Here is a 16,053-nt window from a genome sequence, read left to right as displayed (position 1 = left end):
AGCATATCCATTAAACAAGGTCTGACATTACCAAAAGTGGCAGCACAGCTTCGACACGGGAAGAGGGAGTGGACAATTGAACAAGCATCCTAAAAATCCAGGCATCAAAAAGCAAACCTTTATCCAAGGCACGATGATTTTGCTTGCCGCCGGCATCGTGAACCGCATTCTCGGGTTTATACCGCGCATCGCCCTGCCCCGGATCATCGGCGCCGAAGGGGTGGGGATTTATCAGCTGGGTTATCCTTTTTTCCTGGTGATTATGACGCTGATCACAGGGGGTGTCCCGCTGGCGATCGCCAAGCTGGTGTCGGAAGCGGAAACCGAAGGCAAACCGCAAAATTCAAAGTATGTCCTGCGGGTCAGCCTCGGGTTGACGGTGGGTCTCAGCGTGCTGTTTATGGCTTTATGCCTGTGGCTGGCCCCTTGGATCACGACAACGATTATAACGGATTCCCGCGTGTACTACACCTTTGTCAGCATGACGCCCATGCTCGTTATCGTGGCCATCTCGTCCGTCTACCGCGGGTATTTCCAGGGAAGGCAGAACATGATTCCGTCCGCGACCTCTTCGATTATCGAGACCGTTTTTCGGATCGTGTGCACGCTGTGGTTCGCCTACCTGCTGCTGCCAAAAGGAATAGCTTATGCAGCTGCCGGAGCCATGCTTGGCGTGATGGCCGGAGAATTTTTCGGGCTGCTCGCCCTGCTGTGGCAGTACCACCGGGACGAGAACTGGCTGTCGTCCAGGCAAGCCCGGAGAGAGAAAGCAAAGCAGCACAAAAAAGCCGGCCTTCAAGACAGTTCCGGCAGCCAAATCAGCCGCGGATTGTTTCCACGCCTGCTTGGCATCACCGTACCGGTCACCGCCGGGCGTTTGGTCGGCTCCTTTTCCTACCTGCTTGAATCGATTATTACAGCCCAGAGCCTAGCGCTCGCCGGAGTCGTCACTGCTGTAGCCACCGCCCAGTATGGCGCGCTGCAAGGCATGGTCATCCCGCTGCTGCTGCTTCCGGGCGTACTGACCTCGTCCCTCGCGGTCTCGCTTGTGCCTTCGCTGTCTGAAGCCGCCGCCCGCAAAGACAAGCTTACGATCCACAAACGGTTAAACCAGACGATCCGGCTCGCGCTCGTCACCGGCGCCCCCTTTGCCGTCATTATGTATGTCCTTGCAGAGCCGCTGTGCCTGCTGCTGTACAACAATGCGGACATCTCCAACATGCTGCGCACGATGGCGCCATTTGCGCTGTTTCTGTACGTTCAGGCACCGCTTCAGGCCACCCTGCAGGCGCTGGACCGGCCAAGCCGCGCCCTGTTCAACACCTTGGTCGGAGCCGTCCTCAAGCTGTTCCTGATCTGGTACCTGTCCTCCCAGCCGGAGTACGGCATTTACGGGGCCGTTATCGCGATTATCATCAACAGCATTGTGGTCACGTTCCTGCACGGGTTCAGCGTCAGCCGGCTGCTCGCCTACCGTTTCCGGATGTTCGATCTGCTGAAGCTGGCGGGAGCCATGATTATCATGACGGGCATTACCCAATACGGCTATCTTCACCTGCCACTGGGAGGAATCGTTTGGATCCGCTTTTTGGCAGCCATGTCTATAGGCATGATCGCTTTTCTGGCCGCCGTGTTTGCTTTAAAGCTGGTGTCCCTGCGAGATCTGTCCCGTATGCCCTACCTTGAAAAATGGTTCAAACCTAGAAATCCGAGAAACCCCAAGACACCTGCCGCCTGATCCGCTGCACGGAAATTTCCGTCTTATTTGCGGTCGATGTAAAGCCGGCCTTTATGGTCGATGGAGCAGAGAAACACGTCTTTAAACTCTTTGATTCCCTGCTGTCGAATCTGATTTTTCAGCCAGAAACGATTTTTGTTCAGCCGCTCCAAATTGTCGTCCTGTACTTTTCCGTCCATAATGAGCGGGATCGGCAGTATGCCATAGGTGAATTTTCCGCTGGGAACCAGAATTTTTTTGCTGCGGTTTCTCGCCGGGACCCGGGACGGATCGGCATATGGGGTTCTATAAGTCTGTTTTGGCTTGCCGGCGATCTCCTCTGAACGTGAAATGGCTGCCGCATTGCCAGAGGAGCTTTGTGGTTTGCCGTTTCGATTTGACTTCTCCGGGGAAACGGGCATGTCGTACTTTTCTCTTTTTTCATTCCGTTTGGATTTAGGAATAACCGTCAACTGCCCGGAGTTTTCCAGAATCGCAAATTCCACATCCGCCACGTTTTCGATACTTCGCCCACGCAATTGAAGAAGCAAATCGTCCAGATTATACCGATGCTTCCTCATTTCTTCACGGTTGAGCTTGCCTCCCGATACGAGGATGGCCGGTTTTCCTTCGAATAACAGGCGGATTTTCCGACTCTTCAAGCTGATGAAAGCAATCGTGATCTGAATCAAGACAAGCGTAGCCATCGGAAAGAGTCCGTCCGTGATCGGACGCGCCGTATCCTCCAGCACAAAAACGCCGATTTCAGCGATCATGATCGAGATGACCAGGTCAAAAATGGACAGCTTCCCGATCTCCCGCTTGCCCATGATCCGGAGGGTCAGGTAGATGACAAAGTACATCAGGACGGTTCGGAAAACAGGAATCAGTATATCGGACATCACGGCCACCTGCTCCTTTCTGCGCCATTCATCATGCCAATTAAGGATATTTTGACCTTTCGGGAACACAGACATTCAGAAGCCGGAGCGATAAATTATTGGAAAATTACTTGTACTACTGGGGCAAGCCGTCACATAAATTTACATTAAATTGTGGAACTATGAAGGGGGTTCTCTTATGCATTTGATCCGTCGCCTGTTCTCTTTTCGGATCTCCAATCCCACTTTGTCGGGACTGTATTATTCCTTTTTCTGGATGATGGTCGGGGCGCTTATTCTTTCTTTCCTGTTGTGGTCCAGCGGCATGAAAGAACAAAGCCTGTCCCGCTACATTTACGTGGTTCATGCTGTCGCCGCGGCATTTGGAGGTCTTGTATCCGGGAAGCGTTCAGGCAGACGGGGTTGGTACCAGGGCGGATTAACCGGCATTTTGTACGGTCTCATGATCATCATAATCGGATTTCTGGCCCTTGACAGCAGCCTTCGGCTTGGAGATTTGCTGTTGATCGCAGCCGTTATTGCTTCGGGAGCCATCGGGGGCATGTTCGGGGTGAATTTAAAAAACAAATCGTAACCATTAAACTCCTCGCATGTGCTACACTAAGTGCACTTAAAGCAAGAGGAGGACGTCCCCGACGTGTTGTATGACTCTATGAATTATATTTCGGCAGCAACGCTTGTTATGGCGATCGGGCTGATCTGGCTGGGCACCCTGCGCAACCCTATGAGGGCCGGATGGCTGCTGATCCGGGAGTTTGGAATCAATCGCAAATTTTTGGGTCTATTTGCTTTGATGGCTGCGATCCTCCTGTTCAACAGGTACGAACTGCAGATCGAAGCAGCCATGCATGTGAAGCAAGACTTCACCCCATGGGTATTCGGGATCGAGGGGCATTTCGTACAGCACCTGCAGCAATTTTTTCACAGCCCTTACATTACGCCCGTATCGGTATTTTTTTACGTAGTGGTGTTCCAATCCTTACTGATCGCTATGCTTGGAATCTTTGCGGCCGACGGGAACAAAGCCTTTCTCATGGCTGCCTGCATAGCCGTCTTCATCAATTATGCGGTGGCCATCCCGTTTTACCTCTTCTTTCCCGTGAACGAGGTTTGGTCCTTTCCGCCATCCGGCACGTCGTTCTACATGCTGGAGGTTTTTCCGAAATTCGAACAGGCGTACCGGCCGCTATCCGGTATTAACAACTGCTTTCCAAGCCTTCACACTTCGATTTCCATCACCATGCTGGTGCTCGGAATCCGTTCGGGGAATCCACGACTGGCCCTCATGACGCTGGTCAGCGCCGTCATCATCATTTTCAGCATCTTCTACCTCGGCATCCATTGGCTGACGGATTCGGTCGCCGGTACCCTGCTCGGTCTGCTTGCCGCTTCCGCCGGGATCTACTGGGGACGGAGGCTTGCGCACCCGAAGCAGCAACAAGTAAAGCCCATCGTATCCGATCTCTAATACAAAAAGGCTGCACCCTTGTCCGTAGACAAGCTGTGCAGCCTTTTGTCATCCGTAAGTATGAACATCGGCGACAGCAGCAGAGCTCCCTCTGCCGCTATCGTTATGTGATGTGCTTGGTCTTACTGGAAATGTTGCTTATGAACGCTCTCCCGTGTATCCGGATCGTCTTAGGACGATTTCTCGGATTCGCCGGAGCTCGAGCTAACCGCGTGGCTGATGGAACCGCGATCGAAGGTCAGCTTCGTCACGTCGTTCACCCGCAGGACCACGATATCGTCCGTAATTTCCATAATCGTTCCGTGCAGGCCGCCGATCGTGACGACCTTATCCCCCTTCTTCAATGCGCTCAGCATGGAAGTCCGGGTCTTCTGTTTCTTCTGCTGCGGACGGATCAACAGGAAGTAGAAAATCGCGAACATCAGGACGAGCGGCAAAATCAAGCCGACAAGGCCGCCTCCTCCGGAGCCGGTAGCACCAGCTGCTAATTCAAAGGTTTGAGTTTGGTTGAACATATGCTTTTCCCCCCTTTCAAATACAATACTGCAGTTGAAGCTTAAAACCCTTTATCATTGTCATAAAGCCCATATTGTTCAAAAAACTCATCGCGAAAATCAAGCAGCCTGTCCTCCATAATGGCCTGGCGCACCTGCTTCATCAGATTGATGAGGAAATGCAGGTTGTGGTAAGTGGTCAAACGGAGTCCGAAGGTTTCATCCGCTTTGATCAAATGCCGCAGATAGGCTCTTGAATAGTTCCGGCAAGTATAGCAGTCACATGCTGGGTCAAGCGGGCCAAAATCTCTGGCGTATTGCGCATTGCGAACGACTAGCCGTCCCTGGCTGGTCATGGTCGTTCCGTTCCGGGCAATCCGTGTCGGCAGGACGCAGTCAAACATGTCCACGCCCCGGATGGAGCCCTCGATCAGTGCGTCCGGCGACCCTACGCCCATCAAATAGCGGGGCTTGTTGTCCGGAAGCAGCGGAACGGTGTAATCCAGCACTTCGTACATCAGCTGCTTGGACTCTCCTACGCTGAGTCCACCAATAGCATACCCCGGGAAATCCATGGAAGTCAAATCACGTGCGCTCTGTTTGCGCAAGTCTTCATACATGCCGCCCTGAACGATGGCAAAGAGCCCCTGATCATGCGGTCTGGCATGGCTGTTAAGGCAGCGCTCTGCCCAGCGGGTCGTGCGTTCCAGGGACTTCTTGACGTAGTCGTACTCAGCCGGATACGGCGGACATTCGTCAAAAGCCATCATGATGTCCGAGCCAAGCGCGTTCTGGATTTCCATGGCCACTTCCGGCGACAGAAACAGCTTGTCTCCGTTCAAGTGGGACCGGAAATGCACGCCTTCTTCGGTAATTTTGCGCATCTCGCTCAAGCTGAACACCTGAAATCCGCCGCTGTCCGTCAGAATCGGACGGTCCCAGTTCATGAAGCGGTGCAGTCCCCCGGCTTCGCGGATGATGTCATGGCCCGGGCGTAGGAACAGATGGTACGTGTTGCTCAAAATGATCTGCGCATTCATTTCCTTCAGTTCTTCCGGGCTCATTGTCTTGACCGTGGCCAGCGTTCCAACCGGCATAAAGATCGGCGTCTCGATCACGCCGTGGGGCGTATGCACACGCCCCAGCCGGGCTCCGGATTGCTTGCACGTTTTAATATGCTCATAAGTAATTGCTGCTGCCATGATTAAATACCATCCTCTTATATGCCGATCAACCGGTCTTAATAGATAAACATCGCATCGCCGAAGCTGAAGAAGCGGTATCTTTCCTTCACAGCCTCCGCATATGCGTTCAAAATATGCTCGCGTCCCGCCAGCGCGCTGACCAGCATGACCAGCGTCGACTTCGGCAGGTGGAAATTAGTGATCAGGGCGTTTACGACTTTGAACGTATACCCCGGATAGATGAAAATATCGGTCCAGCCGCTGCAGGCTTCGAGCAGGCCGCCTTCAAAGCGCGTCCCGATCGTCTCAAGCGTCCGGCAGGAGGTGGTCCCTACGGCAACGATTCTTCCTCCGCGGGCTCTGGCCTCGTTCAGGATATCCGCTGTCTCCTGGTTCACCGAGTAATACTCCGCATGCATGACATGATCCTCTACGCGTTCAACCGACATCGGCCGGAACGTGCCAAGACCGACATGAAGCGTAATGAAAGCGACCGTCACGCCTTTGGCACGGATTTGATCCAGCAGCTCTTCGGTAAAATGAAGGCCGGCGGTCGGAGCCGCAGCGGAACCTTCATGCTTCGAATAGACCGTCTGGTAACGCTCCTTGTCATCCAGCTTCTCCTTGATATAAGGCGGGAGCGGCATTTGGCCCAGCCGGTCGAGAATCTCCTGGAAAATCCCTTGATAGGTAAAGGTCAGCTTCCGCTCACCCATTTCCCCCTCATCCTCTATGACCGCCTGGAGCTCGTCGCCGAACCGGATCACGCTGCCCTTTTTCAGCTTTTTCCCAGGCTTTACGAGCGCTTCCCAGGTGTCCCCCTGCAAATTTTTCAGGAGAAGCACCTCGGCTTTGGCCCCCGTCTCTTCTTTCACGCCGAACAGTCTCGCCGGAATGACCCGGGTATCGTTGAGAACCAGCGTGTCGCCGGGCTGAAGCTCATCTGCGATATCTTTGAAGGTGCGGTGGGCGATCGATCCGTCCTGCTTGTTCAATGTTAACAGGCGGGATGCCGTCCGCTCCGGCAAAGGAGTCTGTGCGATTAATTCTTCTGGCAACTCAAAATCGTATAAGTCTACATTCATCTGTTCGTCATTCCTTAACAATAGTTACATTCTGATAATAGTGTTTCAAAATGTCCTGGTACCCATACCCGGCGTCCGCCATTCCTTTGGCTCCCCACTGGGAGAGTCCGAGGCCATGGCCGTTGCCGCGGCCCACAAACAGAAACGCTTCCCCGGCTTCGATCCGGCGCGCCTTCGAATCCCCGTTCATGACGATCGTGCCTTTTCCTGCGATGGAAGAAGTTCCTGAAGCGGAAATGACCGACGTGTCGGACGTGCCGGAAACCTTCGTCGTAGTCCCGTTTGCGCTTAATACAGTATAGCTTCCTGTTGGTACAATATCAAACAATGTGCTTGGCAGACCGTTCAAAGCCGAACGGAACATATCGGGATATTTCACATCTAAAATTTGCCCGTTGGCCTTAATTTGGATCGCCCGTCCGGACGGTCCCCGCTTGGTAACCTCCAGCGTGCTGATCGTGGAAGGTGCAGCCGTTGAGGTCTTGCCCTTCAGCGTTGCGACCAGCTCGGCCGAAGTATAAGGTCCCCGAACCCAGTCGTAGGTTCCCGATTCCTTCACCTGCTCCAGAACGACGGCGGTATCGCCGGGGGTCATCTGCGCGGCAGGCTCGACGTTCGATTGAATAAGCGGAAGCGGACGCACGTTGGTGTTCTTGGCCGTCACCGTGATTTTTGCAAGTCCGGCAGCCGTCGCCGTACCGAGTTCCTTGACGTTGTCCTCTCTGACATAACCGGTAATCCCGTTGCTGAGAAGAACGTGATACCAGGTTTTAGCCCCGTTTTGCGCGGCTACGTCTTCCTTGCTCTCGACGGTGCCGAACGCAGCTCCACCGCTGTTCCATACTTCGGTCGGGTCGGCCGATGCGCCCCCGGCATTGGAAGAGAAAACGGCCTCGACAACATTGCCGTTTTGCAGCAGCACTTCGCCCTCTGTGGCGTCTACAGCACCGATGACGCTTGGCGCTTCGGAGGCAACGCCGTTGTAAACTTGGCTGAGCGTCGTATCCACGACATCCGCCACCTTGAACTTATTATTGCTGCTGCTGATCTGGAAAGCAGCATAGCTGCGCGCAGCCACGGCTTGGGCTTTGAGCGACTCCTCCGGCCAGGACGACGGCACTTCGCCGCCGACGACCGCATAGAGGTATTGCTCAAAAGGCAGTTCGTTCACGAGCGCCAGCTGGCCGTTCACCATGCTGATCTCCATGCCGCCCCGGTATGTACGCCCCGATCTTTCCGCCACTTTAAGTTGGTCACCGCTGCTGGTAATCCAGCCTTTGGCATTGGTCCCGCTGACCACGATATGTTTCACCGCGGCGGTGCTTCCCGGGCTGCTCCCGGCATCACTGCGGATGATCAGCGCCGGCTGCGATGCATCCACCTCCGACAGCGTGGCCGCTGGGAGCTTTGCGCTTACCGCGCTGCGCACCGCCGCAAGGCCGGATGCGTCTGCCGCTTCGCCGACCCATACCGCATAACGGCCGCCGCCGTCTCCGCCCGGCTGAACCGCCACAAACGCATCGGCGCCGGCTGCCTGGATTTGCTGGGCCGCTGCTGCCGCTTCAGCCTCCGATGCATAGGTCCCTGCCGACAAGTGATTGCCGCCGGTCACGATCGGAGTCTGTCCGTTCAGCTGTCCCGCTGCTGTCTTGGCTGTCCGCGCCGCGGCATCGTTAGCCGCCTGCAGGCTCGCATACATGCCGGTATACACCTGATACACCGTTCCGGCACCAGTCGATGCGGCAAAGATGACCGGCTTGTCGGCCGTCGCGTTCAATTTTTTATAGGCATCCGCCGCCGTTTTGGCATCGGAAGTGGCGAGTACTTTCACGCGGAAACCATCCACGCTGAATTTAGCCGTCTCGTTAGCCCCAAAGGACACAAGAGCCGGAGCCCCCGCAGAAGCCGATACCCCTGCAGACCATGATTGTCCCGATGACAGAGTGACGACAGGCGTCGTTGATTTATAGGTACTTCCCAAGTCGAGGAACAAGCCTACGCGGATTTGATCCAAGTTCGTTCCAGCAGCTTCTGCGGTCTCAGCCGGCAGCTGTAGGACTCCCGTTGCGAGCACGGCAGCCAAAATCCCCTTGCTTCCCCACTGGCCCGCTTTCGTTCTCCACCAATTTCCCACTCGTCATTCTCCTCCCACTTCTGTCTGAAAATGTGTTCGAACCATTTCACGTCCGGCAGCCTCGTAACAATTACGCTTTACTGGTCAGTCGGCATCGGCAGACCTAAATGCTGATAGCCCGCAGCCGTTACCATTCTTCCCCGCGGCGTCCGCTGGAGAAATCCGATCTGAAGCAGGTAAGGCTCGTATACGTCTTCGATTGTCTGGCTCTCTTCGCCGATGGTGGCTGCGATCGTATCGAGTCCGACCGGACCGCCACGGAAGCTCGTGATCATGGCGTGAAGCATTTTATAATCGATCTGATCCAGTCCTTTCGGGTCGACCTGCAGCATCTTCAGCGACTCCTCCGCAATGGCCGGCGTAATCATGCCGTCCCCCCGGACCTGGGCAAAATCCCGGACCCGGCGCAGCAGCCGGTTCGCGATCCGCGGCGTCCCCCTGGACCGCAGGGCGATCTCGTCGGCCGCATCCCCGATAATTTCGATGCCGAGAATGTCAGCACCTCTGGAGACGATGTAGCTGAGCTCGTCCACCGTATAAAACTCGAGGCGGCTGACGACGCCAAAGCGGTCCCGCAGCGGTGCGGACAGCAGCCCGGCCCGTGTCGTCGCTCCGATCAAGGTGAACGGGGGCAAGTCCAACCGCACAGACCGTGCACTGGGCCCTTTACCGATCATGATGTCCAGTGCAAAATCCTCCATCGCCGGGTAGAGCACTTCCTCTACCGTCCGGTGCAGCCGGTGGATTTCGTCAATGAACAGCACGTCCCCTTCCTGGAGATTCGTCAGCAGTGCCGCCAGGTCACCCGGCCGCTCAATGGCCGGCCCCGACGTCGTCCGCAGGTTCACGCCCAGCTCGTTGGCAATGATATTGGCCAATGTCGTCTTTCCGAGACCCGGAGGCCCGTACAGCAGCACGTGATCCAGCGCTTCATTGCGCATTTTGGCTGCCTCAATATAAATTTTCAGGTTTTCCTTCACCTGGTTCTGTCCGATATATTCCGCAAGATAACGAGGACGCAGGCTAAGCTCTACCGCCTGGTCCTCCATCATCAGGTTTGCCGATATGATACGGTCATCCATTGCTATCGCTCCTCTTGTAACGCCCGCTTACCATAACTATCCCGCATAGAGCTGCTTGAGCGCCCGTTTCATTAAAATGTCCACCGAATCCCCAAACGCCGTGTCATCCTTGATCTTGTGCCATACCCGATCCAGCTCGACGTCGGTATAACCGAGCGCCTTAAGGCCTTCGCGCGCTTCGGACCAAGCCGATCCGTCGCCTTCCACCGGTTCAGGAACCGCAAACAGACCTGTCGCCATAGCTGCCGTGCCAAAACCGTCGAGCTTGTCCTTCAGGTCCAGAATCATGCGCTGTGCGGTCTTCTTGCCGATCCCCGGCAGCTTGGTCAGGAACGTAATGTTCTCCTGATAAATGGCCGTCACGACATGATCCGGCGTGCCCCCGCCGAGAATGCCCAAGGCTACCTTAGGGCCGATCCCCGACACATCGATCAGCTTGCGGAACAGCTGCTGCTCCTCGCGCGTTGGAAAGCCAAACAGCAGAATGGCGTCTTCCCTGACGTGGTGGTGGGTATATACGGTGACCGGACCATCCGTCTTGGCGAACACGAAAGGGTTCGGGCAAAATACCCGGTAGCCTACTCCCTGCACGTCAAGCACAATGTACTCATTCTCCAGATGGACCACAGGTCCTCTCAAAAAATCGATCATTTTCTCAATACCTCATTTATTCTGGAATTTAACGTGTACGAATGGGCGTGGCAGATCGCCACGGCCAGCGCGTCGGCCACATCATCCGGCTTGGGTACCGCCTGCAGCTTCAGGAACATGCGAACCATTTCCTGCACCTGCTTCTTCTCCGCTTTGCCGTATCCTACAATGGCCTGCTTCACCTGCATCGGGGTGTACTCGGCGATCGGCAGCCCGCGCTGCGTTGCCGCCAGAATCAGAACGCCGCGCGCCTGACTGACGGACATAGCCGTCGTGACGTTTCTATTAAAAAACAATTTCTCGAAAGCTACCGCTTCCGGCTGATACTTATCAATAAGCTGGAGCATCGCCTCATAGACGTGCAGCAGCCGTTCTTCATCAGGTGTATGGGCTTCCGTCTGAATACATCCATACTGAACCGGAGTGACCTTACTTCCGTTTTTATCGATAAATCCGAATCCGACGATCGCAATCCCCGGGTCAATTCCTAAAATTCGCAAGTCATTTCTCTCCCTTGGTATAAAGCGAACATATGTATTCGTTCTCTTCATTATAATGTAAAACTTCATACCAAGTCTATGATTCTACTAAAAGAGGTATGCCTGCATCCGGGACCAGCCTACACAGACTCCGTCCCGGAAGTAGAGAACGTCCGGATGAGCTCGTTGATAAAAGCAAGCATCGCTGTGCTCAGAAACGTCTGCTTCCGGTAAACGATGCCGACCTTTTTCTGGGGGACGGGCTCAACGATCGGTACCGTGCAGATCGACGGATCGGAGTCTTGTACAAGGTAAGACCGGGGGAGTATGGTCGCGCCGACCCCGAGCCGGACCATCTGCAGCATGGAGTCCATCGTCGACAGCTCAAACGCCGGTTGAAGCTGCACCCCTGCTTGAGCGCTGTAGCTGTCCACCATTTGACGTACCAGAAACTTTTCAGGAAAAAGGATTAGCGGAACCTCTGTCAGTTGGTCCAGTTTCACAGCTTCTGCGGCTGCGAGGTGATGCTGCTTCGCGACAGCCAGGCACAGCTCTTCGGTGTAGAGCTCTTTGCTGACCAGCTGCTCGTCCTCCAGCGGGAGAAAAACGACTCCAAGATCCAGCTTGTTAGCCAGCAGACCAGCCCTCGTTTCCTCCGTCGCCAGCTCCACCACCGAAATCGAGATGCCTGGCTGCTTCTGGTGAAAAGAAATCAGCGTCCTCGTCAGCAGATGGTTGCCTGAGCAGCCGATCGTCAACCTCCCCCGCTGCATCCCTTTCAGTTCATTGATTTCGGACTGCGCCTGCTCCAGCTCATGAAAAATGTTCAGCGCATGCTCCTTCAGCGTTTGCCCCGCTTCCGTCAAATAGTTCCGTTTTCCGATCCTTTGAAAAAGGGGCATGCCCACCCTCTCCTCGAGCAGGCGGATTTGCTGGCTGAGCGTCGGTTGGCTGATGCCCAATTGAACGGCTGCTTTCGTAAAATGAAGCTCTTCGCATACGGCAAGAAAGTATTCCAGCAGGCGGAAATCCATAAGCCTCCCCCTTCACCCTAACCATAGTTAATAACTATTATTTTAATTGATAACATTGAATTGACCAATCATTTTTTATTCCCTATAGTGAGAATAATAAATTTTTATAGATGAGGTGAGCGTTGCAATGACACAAGAGATCAGCATTCAGTTAACCACCGAGCCGCGAACACGTCCGGACAGCGAGAAGCTTGGCTTCGGCAAGTATTTTACAGATCACATGTTTATGATGGATTATATGCTGGAGAAGGGATGGCATGATCCGCGGATCGTTCCTTACGCCCCGCTGCAGATGGATCCGGCTTCGATGGTATTCCATTATGGGCAGGCTGTATTCGAAGGTCTGAAGGCATACCAAACTGCTTCCGGCGAGCTTCTTCTGTTCCGCCCTGACAAAAACATGACGCGGCTGAACCGCTCCAACGAACGCTTGGGCATTCCTGAAGTGTCGGGCGACTTTGTCATTGAAGCGATTCGCACCCTCATTAACATCGATCGTGCTTGGGTTCCGACGGCTCCAGGAACATCGCTGTACATCCGGCCTTTTATCATTGCTACGGAAGCTTGCCTCGGCGTGAGAGAATCCCACACCTACCAGCTGATCGTCATTCTGTCGCCTGTAGGCGCTTACTACTCTGGCGGGCTTGCCCCGGTAAAAATTAATGTGGAGAGCTCCTATACCCGTGCCGTGCAGGGCGGAATCGGGCATGCGAAGGCAGCCGGCAACTACGCGGCAAGCATCAAAGCCCAAAGCAATGCCAAGAAAGACGGCTACTCCCAGGTGCTGTGGCTCGATGCGCTGGAAAAGAAGTACATTGAAGAGGTCGGCAGCATGAACATCTTCTTCAAAATCGGCGGTAAAGTGATCACCCCGGCCATTAACGGCAGCATTCTGGAAGGTGTGACCCGGGCTTCGGTTCTGGAGCTGCTCGGCAGCTGGAACATCCCGGTGGAAGAGCGGAAAATATCGATTGAGGAGATTTTTGAGGCCAATGCCAAGGGCGAATTGGAGGAAGTGTTCGGCACGGGGACTGCGGCTGTCATTTCCCCTGTCGGCGAATTATATTGGAATGACCGGCAAGTCCTCATTAACAACGGCCAAATCGGTCCGTACTCGCAAAAGCTGTATGACACCCTAACGGGTATCCAGACCGGGCGGCTTCCAGATCCATTGAAGTGGACGATGCCCGTTTAAGTCCCTATAGGATGAATGCAAAAAAGCTTTCCTGTTCGCCTCATCGCTGGCAGGAAAGCTTTTTCATTTGCGTTCTATTCCTTTTATCGATATTACGTTTAAAGCAAAGGACATCGAATATCCCGGTCCTTACCCTTTTCGGGCATAATCGCTGAATGTGGACAGCACGCTGTTGTATTCGTCAATGTCCTGCACCCGGATGCCGTCATACAGCTGTTGCACGGCTCCGTCTGGCAGGGAGGATTCCATCGAGTTGATATCCAGTTGGAAAAAGGTTTTAATGACCTTTTCGTGTGTCGGTGGTCCCTCGAACAAGGTCAGATTCCCATCTTTGTCGAGGCTGATGTAAGCCTGTTCCTTACAGGTCGGGGATAGATCCGAAATGGTTTCCTCAAACCGGATTTGTCCCTTCCCGGTAAACTCGCCTTTCCAGGTTGGATGCTCATTCATCAGGGAGTAGATGTCATCGCTGCTCAGTTGCCCGAGCACCTGTTCCTCCTCACCGCATATATAAACTTGGCGAACGGTTACTTCGTTTGTACCCTTCGTTTGATTCAACGTCTTCCAGAATTCCGAATTATCTACAGTGTCGTCGGAACCTTCCGTCTGCTCATAATGCTGAAGCGTTTCAATGGCAACCGGCGGTTTCGTGCTGAGCAGGCTCTGTACCTGATCCGGAAGATAGGATCCGAGCCAGACCAAAGCAAGCATTAACGAAGAGATCCCCAGCGTCAACGCTCTGCGTCTCCAACGTCTCCATTGCTTTTGTATTTTCTTTTTAATTCGCGCTGCATTCACGGTAATCCCCTTCTATTCTCTATCTTTTTCCTTTATTGTGACCGGGGAAATACCAAATTATACAGCAAAAAACCACCGAAATTCATTCGGTGGTTGATCTGATCGGGACGACACGATTTGAACATGCGACCCCCTGGTCCCAAACCAGGTGCTCTACCAAGCTGAGCTACGTCCCGTTATTCATCTGAAAATGTTAAAATGCCGGTGAAGGGACTCGAACCCCCACGGTTTCCCTCACGATTTTGAGTCGCGCGCGTCTGCCAATTCCGCCACACCGGCTCGGTAAAACATAAATACGCGCCCTAAGAGATTCGAACTCCTGACCTTTTGATTCGTAGTCAAACGCTCTATCCAGCTGAGCTAAGGGCGCCGGTAAAGGCAAAAAAAATGGAGCGGACGACGGGAATCGAACCCGCGACCCTCGCCTTGGCAAGGCGATGCTCTACCGCTGAGCCACGTCCGCAAAACCAAAAATAAAACTGGTGAGCCATGAAGGACTCGAACCTTCGACACCCTGATTAAAAGTCAGGTGCTCTACCAACTGAGCTAATGGCTCTTAATTCAAGAGGATTCTCATCCCTGAAGTAAAGATCATGGCGGTTCTAACGGGATACTCTCTCTTCGTTCGAGACTGCGATGAAGCGCTAACGAAGCGAATGCTTCGACGAACCCGTTAATTCGGATTCTGATCCCTTGAAGCAATTTAAAATGGCGGAACCGACGGGATACTCTCTCTTCGTTCGAGACTGCGATGCAGTGCTAACGAAGCGAATGCTTCGACGAACCCGTTAATTCGGATTCTCACCCCTTGAAGCAATTGAAAATGGCGGAACCGACGGGATTCGAACCCGCGATCTCCTGCGTGACAGGCAGGCATGTTAGGCCTCTACACCACGGTTCCACGGCCTTTGGGATCTCCATCTTAAGGAGATAATTGCGGGGGCAGGATTTGAACCTACGACCTTCGGGTTATGAGCCCGACGAGCTACCGGACTGCTCCACCCCGCGTCATTAAAAATTATTTATTTTCTTTAAAGTATACATGGTGGAGGCTGAGGGGATCGAACCCCCGACCCTCTGCTTGTAAGGCAGATGCTCTCCCAGCTGAGCTAAGCCTCCATAATGAGTAAACGAAGTAATGCTCCGACGAACCCTTTTTGGGATTCTCATCCCTGATGCTATTAAAGAAAGTGACCCGTATGGGATTCGAACCCATGTTACCTCCGTGAAAGGGAGGTGTCTTAACCCCTTGACCAACGGGCCTCGCTATGAAAATCCAAGCTGGCGGAGAGAGAGGGATTCGAACCCTCGAGACGCTTTTGGCGCCTACACGATTTCCAATCGTGCTCCTTCGGCCAACTCGGACACCTCTCCACAAGTGGCTCCCCGAACAGGACTCGAACCTGTGACAACTCGATTAACAGTCGAGTGCTCTACCAACTGAGCTATCAGGGAATATGTATCGCTTGGCAACGTCCTACTCTCCCAGGACCCTTCGGTCCAAGTACCATCGGCGCTGGAGGGCTTAACGGTCGTGTTCGGGATGGGTACGCGTGGAACCCCTCCGCTATCGCCACCAAACGGAGCATTGGTTAATCACCAAATGCATAATTCAGGTTTCAGCATCGCCAAATGCTGAAAGTCATGCACGCTTCTCTCACCCACTTGGAGTGAAATCAGCAATTTTGACTCCCTGAAAACTAGATACGAAACGAATCTGTGTTTTATATTTATTGGATAAGCCCTCGACCGATTAGTATTGGTCAGCTCCATGCATTGCTGCACTTCCACCTCCAACCTATCTACCTCGTCGTCTACAAGGGGTCTTAC

The 16,053-nt window shown here is 53.8% G+C and carries 14 protein-coding genes, 11 tRNA genes and 2 rRNA genes; 4 read left to right on the top strand and 23 right to left on the bottom strand.

What is annotated here, in order from left to right; genetic code table 11:
• Window positions 1–103 precede the first annotated feature (103 nt).
• Window positions 104–1,738 carry a stage V sporulation protein B gene (gene spoVB, locus C7820_RS00135; protein WP_116231561.1) on the top strand — a complete coding sequence of 545 codons (1,635 nt, stop codon included), beginning with the start codon at window positions 104–106 and terminating at the stop codon, window positions 1,736–1,738.
• A 23-nt stretch (window positions 1,739–1,761) separates the two neighbouring features.
• On the opposite strand, the gene C7820_RS00130 is transcribed toward spoVB, so the two are convergent.
• Window positions 1,762–2,619: a DUF421 domain-containing protein gene (locus C7820_RS00130; RefSeq protein ID WP_116229349.1), complete on the bottom strand. Its 858-nt coding sequence runs from the start codon at window positions 2,617–2,619 to the stop codon at window positions 1,762–1,764.
• 178 nt (window positions 2,620–2,797) lie between these two features.
• Between C7820_RS00130 and C7820_RS00125 the strand changes: the two genes are divergently transcribed.
• Window positions 2,798–3,193 carry a TIGR04086 family membrane protein gene (locus C7820_RS00125; RefSeq protein WP_076176984.1) on the top strand — a complete coding sequence of 132 codons (396 nt, stop codon included), beginning with the start codon at window positions 2,798–2,800 and terminating at the stop codon, window positions 3,191–3,193.
• A 63-nt stretch (window positions 3,194–3,256) separates the two neighbouring features.
• Window positions 3,257–4,087 (top strand): phosphatase PAP2 family protein, encoded by an 831-nt coding sequence (locus C7820_RS00120; protein WP_147306248.1) that lies wholly within the window; start codon window positions 3,257–3,259, stop codon window positions 4,085–4,087.
• A 170-nt stretch (window positions 4,088–4,257) separates the two neighbouring features.
• Here C7820_RS00120 and yajC read toward each other — a convergent pair whose 3' ends face one another.
• From yajC to C7820_RS00080, 8 genes are all read right to left on the bottom strand, one after another.
• Window positions 4,258–4,602: a preprotein translocase subunit YajC gene (yajC, locus tag C7820_RS00115; protein ID WP_116229347.1), complete on the bottom strand. Its 345-nt coding sequence runs from the start codon at window positions 4,600–4,602 to the stop codon at window positions 4,258–4,260.
• A gap of 41 nt (window positions 4,603–4,643) precedes the next feature.
• The gene (tgt, locus tag C7820_RS00110) at window positions 4,644–5,783 is read right to left on the bottom strand and encodes a tRNA guanosine(34) transglycosylase Tgt (protein WP_076176982.1); all 1,140 of its coding nucleotides are present in this window, start codon (window positions 5,781–5,783) and stop codon (window positions 4,644–4,646) included.
• A gap of 38 nt (window positions 5,784–5,821) precedes the next feature.
• Window positions 5,822–6,850, bottom strand: coding sequence for a tRNA preQ1(34) S-adenosylmethionine ribosyltransferase-isomerase QueA (gene queA / locus C7820_RS00105; protein ID WP_076176981.1), 1,029 nt, complete (start codon window positions 6,848–6,850; stop codon window positions 5,822–5,824).
• 7 nt (window positions 6,851–6,857) lie between these two features.
• Window positions 6,858–8,984, bottom strand: a complete 2,127-nt coding sequence (locus C7820_RS00100) for a SpoIID/LytB domain-containing protein (RefSeq protein WP_116229346.1) — start codon at window positions 8,982–8,984, stop codon at window positions 6,858–6,860.
• 77 nt (window positions 8,985–9,061) lie between these two features.
• On the bottom strand, window positions 9,062–10,066 hold the full coding sequence (gene ruvB, locus C7820_RS00095) for a Holliday junction branch migration DNA helicase RuvB (RefSeq protein WP_076176979.1): 1,005 nt from the start codon (window positions 10,064–10,066) through the stop codon (window positions 9,062–9,064).
• Between the two features lie 36 nt (window positions 10,067–10,102).
• Window positions 10,103–10,717, bottom strand: coding sequence for a Holliday junction branch migration protein RuvA (gene ruvA / locus C7820_RS00090; RefSeq protein ID WP_116229345.1), 615 nt, complete (start codon window positions 10,715–10,717; stop codon window positions 10,103–10,105).
• Window positions 10,714–11,217, bottom strand: a complete 504-nt coding sequence (gene ruvC / locus C7820_RS00085) for a crossover junction endodeoxyribonuclease RuvC (protein WP_076176977.1) — start codon at window positions 11,215–11,217, stop codon at window positions 10,714–10,716. The genes ruvA and ruvC overlap by 4 nt, the downstream gene beginning before the upstream one ends.
• A gap of 119 nt (window positions 11,218–11,336) precedes the next feature.
• Window positions 11,337–12,230, bottom strand: coding sequence for a LysR family transcriptional regulator (locus C7820_RS00080; RefSeq protein WP_116229344.1), 894 nt, complete (start codon window positions 12,228–12,230; stop codon window positions 11,337–11,339).
• A gap of 127 nt (window positions 12,231–12,357) precedes the next feature.
• Here C7820_RS00080 and C7820_RS00075 point away from each other — a divergent pair, with 127 nt between their 5' ends.
• On the top strand, window positions 12,358–13,425 hold the full coding sequence (locus C7820_RS00075) for a branched-chain amino acid aminotransferase (protein ID WP_116229343.1): 1,068 nt from the start codon (window positions 12,358–12,360) through the stop codon (window positions 13,423–13,425).
• A 129-nt stretch (window positions 13,426–13,554) separates the two neighbouring features.
• Here C7820_RS00075 and C7820_RS00070 read toward each other — a convergent pair whose 3' ends face one another.
• From C7820_RS00070 to C7820_RS00005, 14 genes are all read right to left on the bottom strand, one after another.
• Window positions 13,555–14,223 (bottom strand): BofC C-terminal domain-containing protein, encoded by a 669-nt coding sequence (locus C7820_RS00070; RefSeq protein ID WP_076176974.1) that lies wholly within the window; start codon window positions 14,221–14,223, stop codon window positions 13,555–13,557.
• Window positions 14,224–14,325: 102 nt separating this feature from the next.
• Window positions 14,326–14,399, bottom strand: a tRNA-Pro gene (locus tag C7820_RS00065).
• Window positions 14,400–14,422: 23 nt separating this feature from the next.
• Window positions 14,423–14,502: transfer RNA gene (locus C7820_RS00060), tRNA-Leu, on the bottom strand.
• Between the two features lie 17 nt (window positions 14,503–14,519).
• Window positions 14,520–14,593, bottom strand: a tRNA-Arg gene (locus C7820_RS00055).
• An 18-nt stretch (window positions 14,594–14,611) separates the two neighbouring features.
• Window positions 14,612–14,686, bottom strand: a tRNA-Gly gene (locus C7820_RS00050).
• A gap of 17 nt (window positions 14,687–14,703) precedes the next feature.
• Window positions 14,704–14,779, bottom strand: a tRNA-Lys gene (locus C7820_RS00045).
• Window positions 14,780–15,047: 268 nt separating this feature from the next.
• Window positions 15,048–15,124 (bottom strand) — tRNA-Asp (locus tag C7820_RS00040).
• A 33-nt stretch (window positions 15,125–15,157) separates the two neighbouring features.
• Window positions 15,158–15,231 (bottom strand) — tRNA-Met (locus tag C7820_RS00035).
• Window positions 15,232–15,266: 35 nt separating this feature from the next.
• Window positions 15,267–15,342: transfer RNA gene (locus tag C7820_RS00030), tRNA-Val, on the bottom strand.
• 72 nt (window positions 15,343–15,414) lie between these two features.
• Window positions 15,415–15,486 (bottom strand) — tRNA-Glu (locus C7820_RS00025).
• A 19-nt stretch (window positions 15,487–15,505) separates the two neighbouring features.
• Window positions 15,506–15,597: transfer RNA gene (locus C7820_RS00020), tRNA-Ser, on the bottom strand.
• Window positions 15,598–15,602: 5 nt separating this feature from the next.
• A tRNA-Asn gene (locus tag C7820_RS00015) sits at window positions 15,603–15,678 on the bottom strand.
• A 9-nt stretch (window positions 15,679–15,687) separates the two neighbouring features.
• Window positions 15,688–15,804 (bottom strand): 5S ribosomal RNA (rrf, locus tag C7820_RS00010).
• Between the two features lie 152 nt (window positions 15,805–15,956).
• Window positions 15,957–16,053 (bottom strand): 23S ribosomal RNA (locus tag C7820_RS00005); the annotation flags it as partial.

The sequence above is a fragment of the Paenibacillus sp. VMFN-D1 genome (assembly GCF_003386155.1).
GTDB classification, from domain to species: Bacteria; Bacillota; Bacilli; order Paenibacillales; family Paenibacillaceae; genus Paenibacillus_AQ; species Paenibacillus_AQ favisporus.
This window is presented reverse-complemented; position numbering and strand designations above follow the sequence as displayed.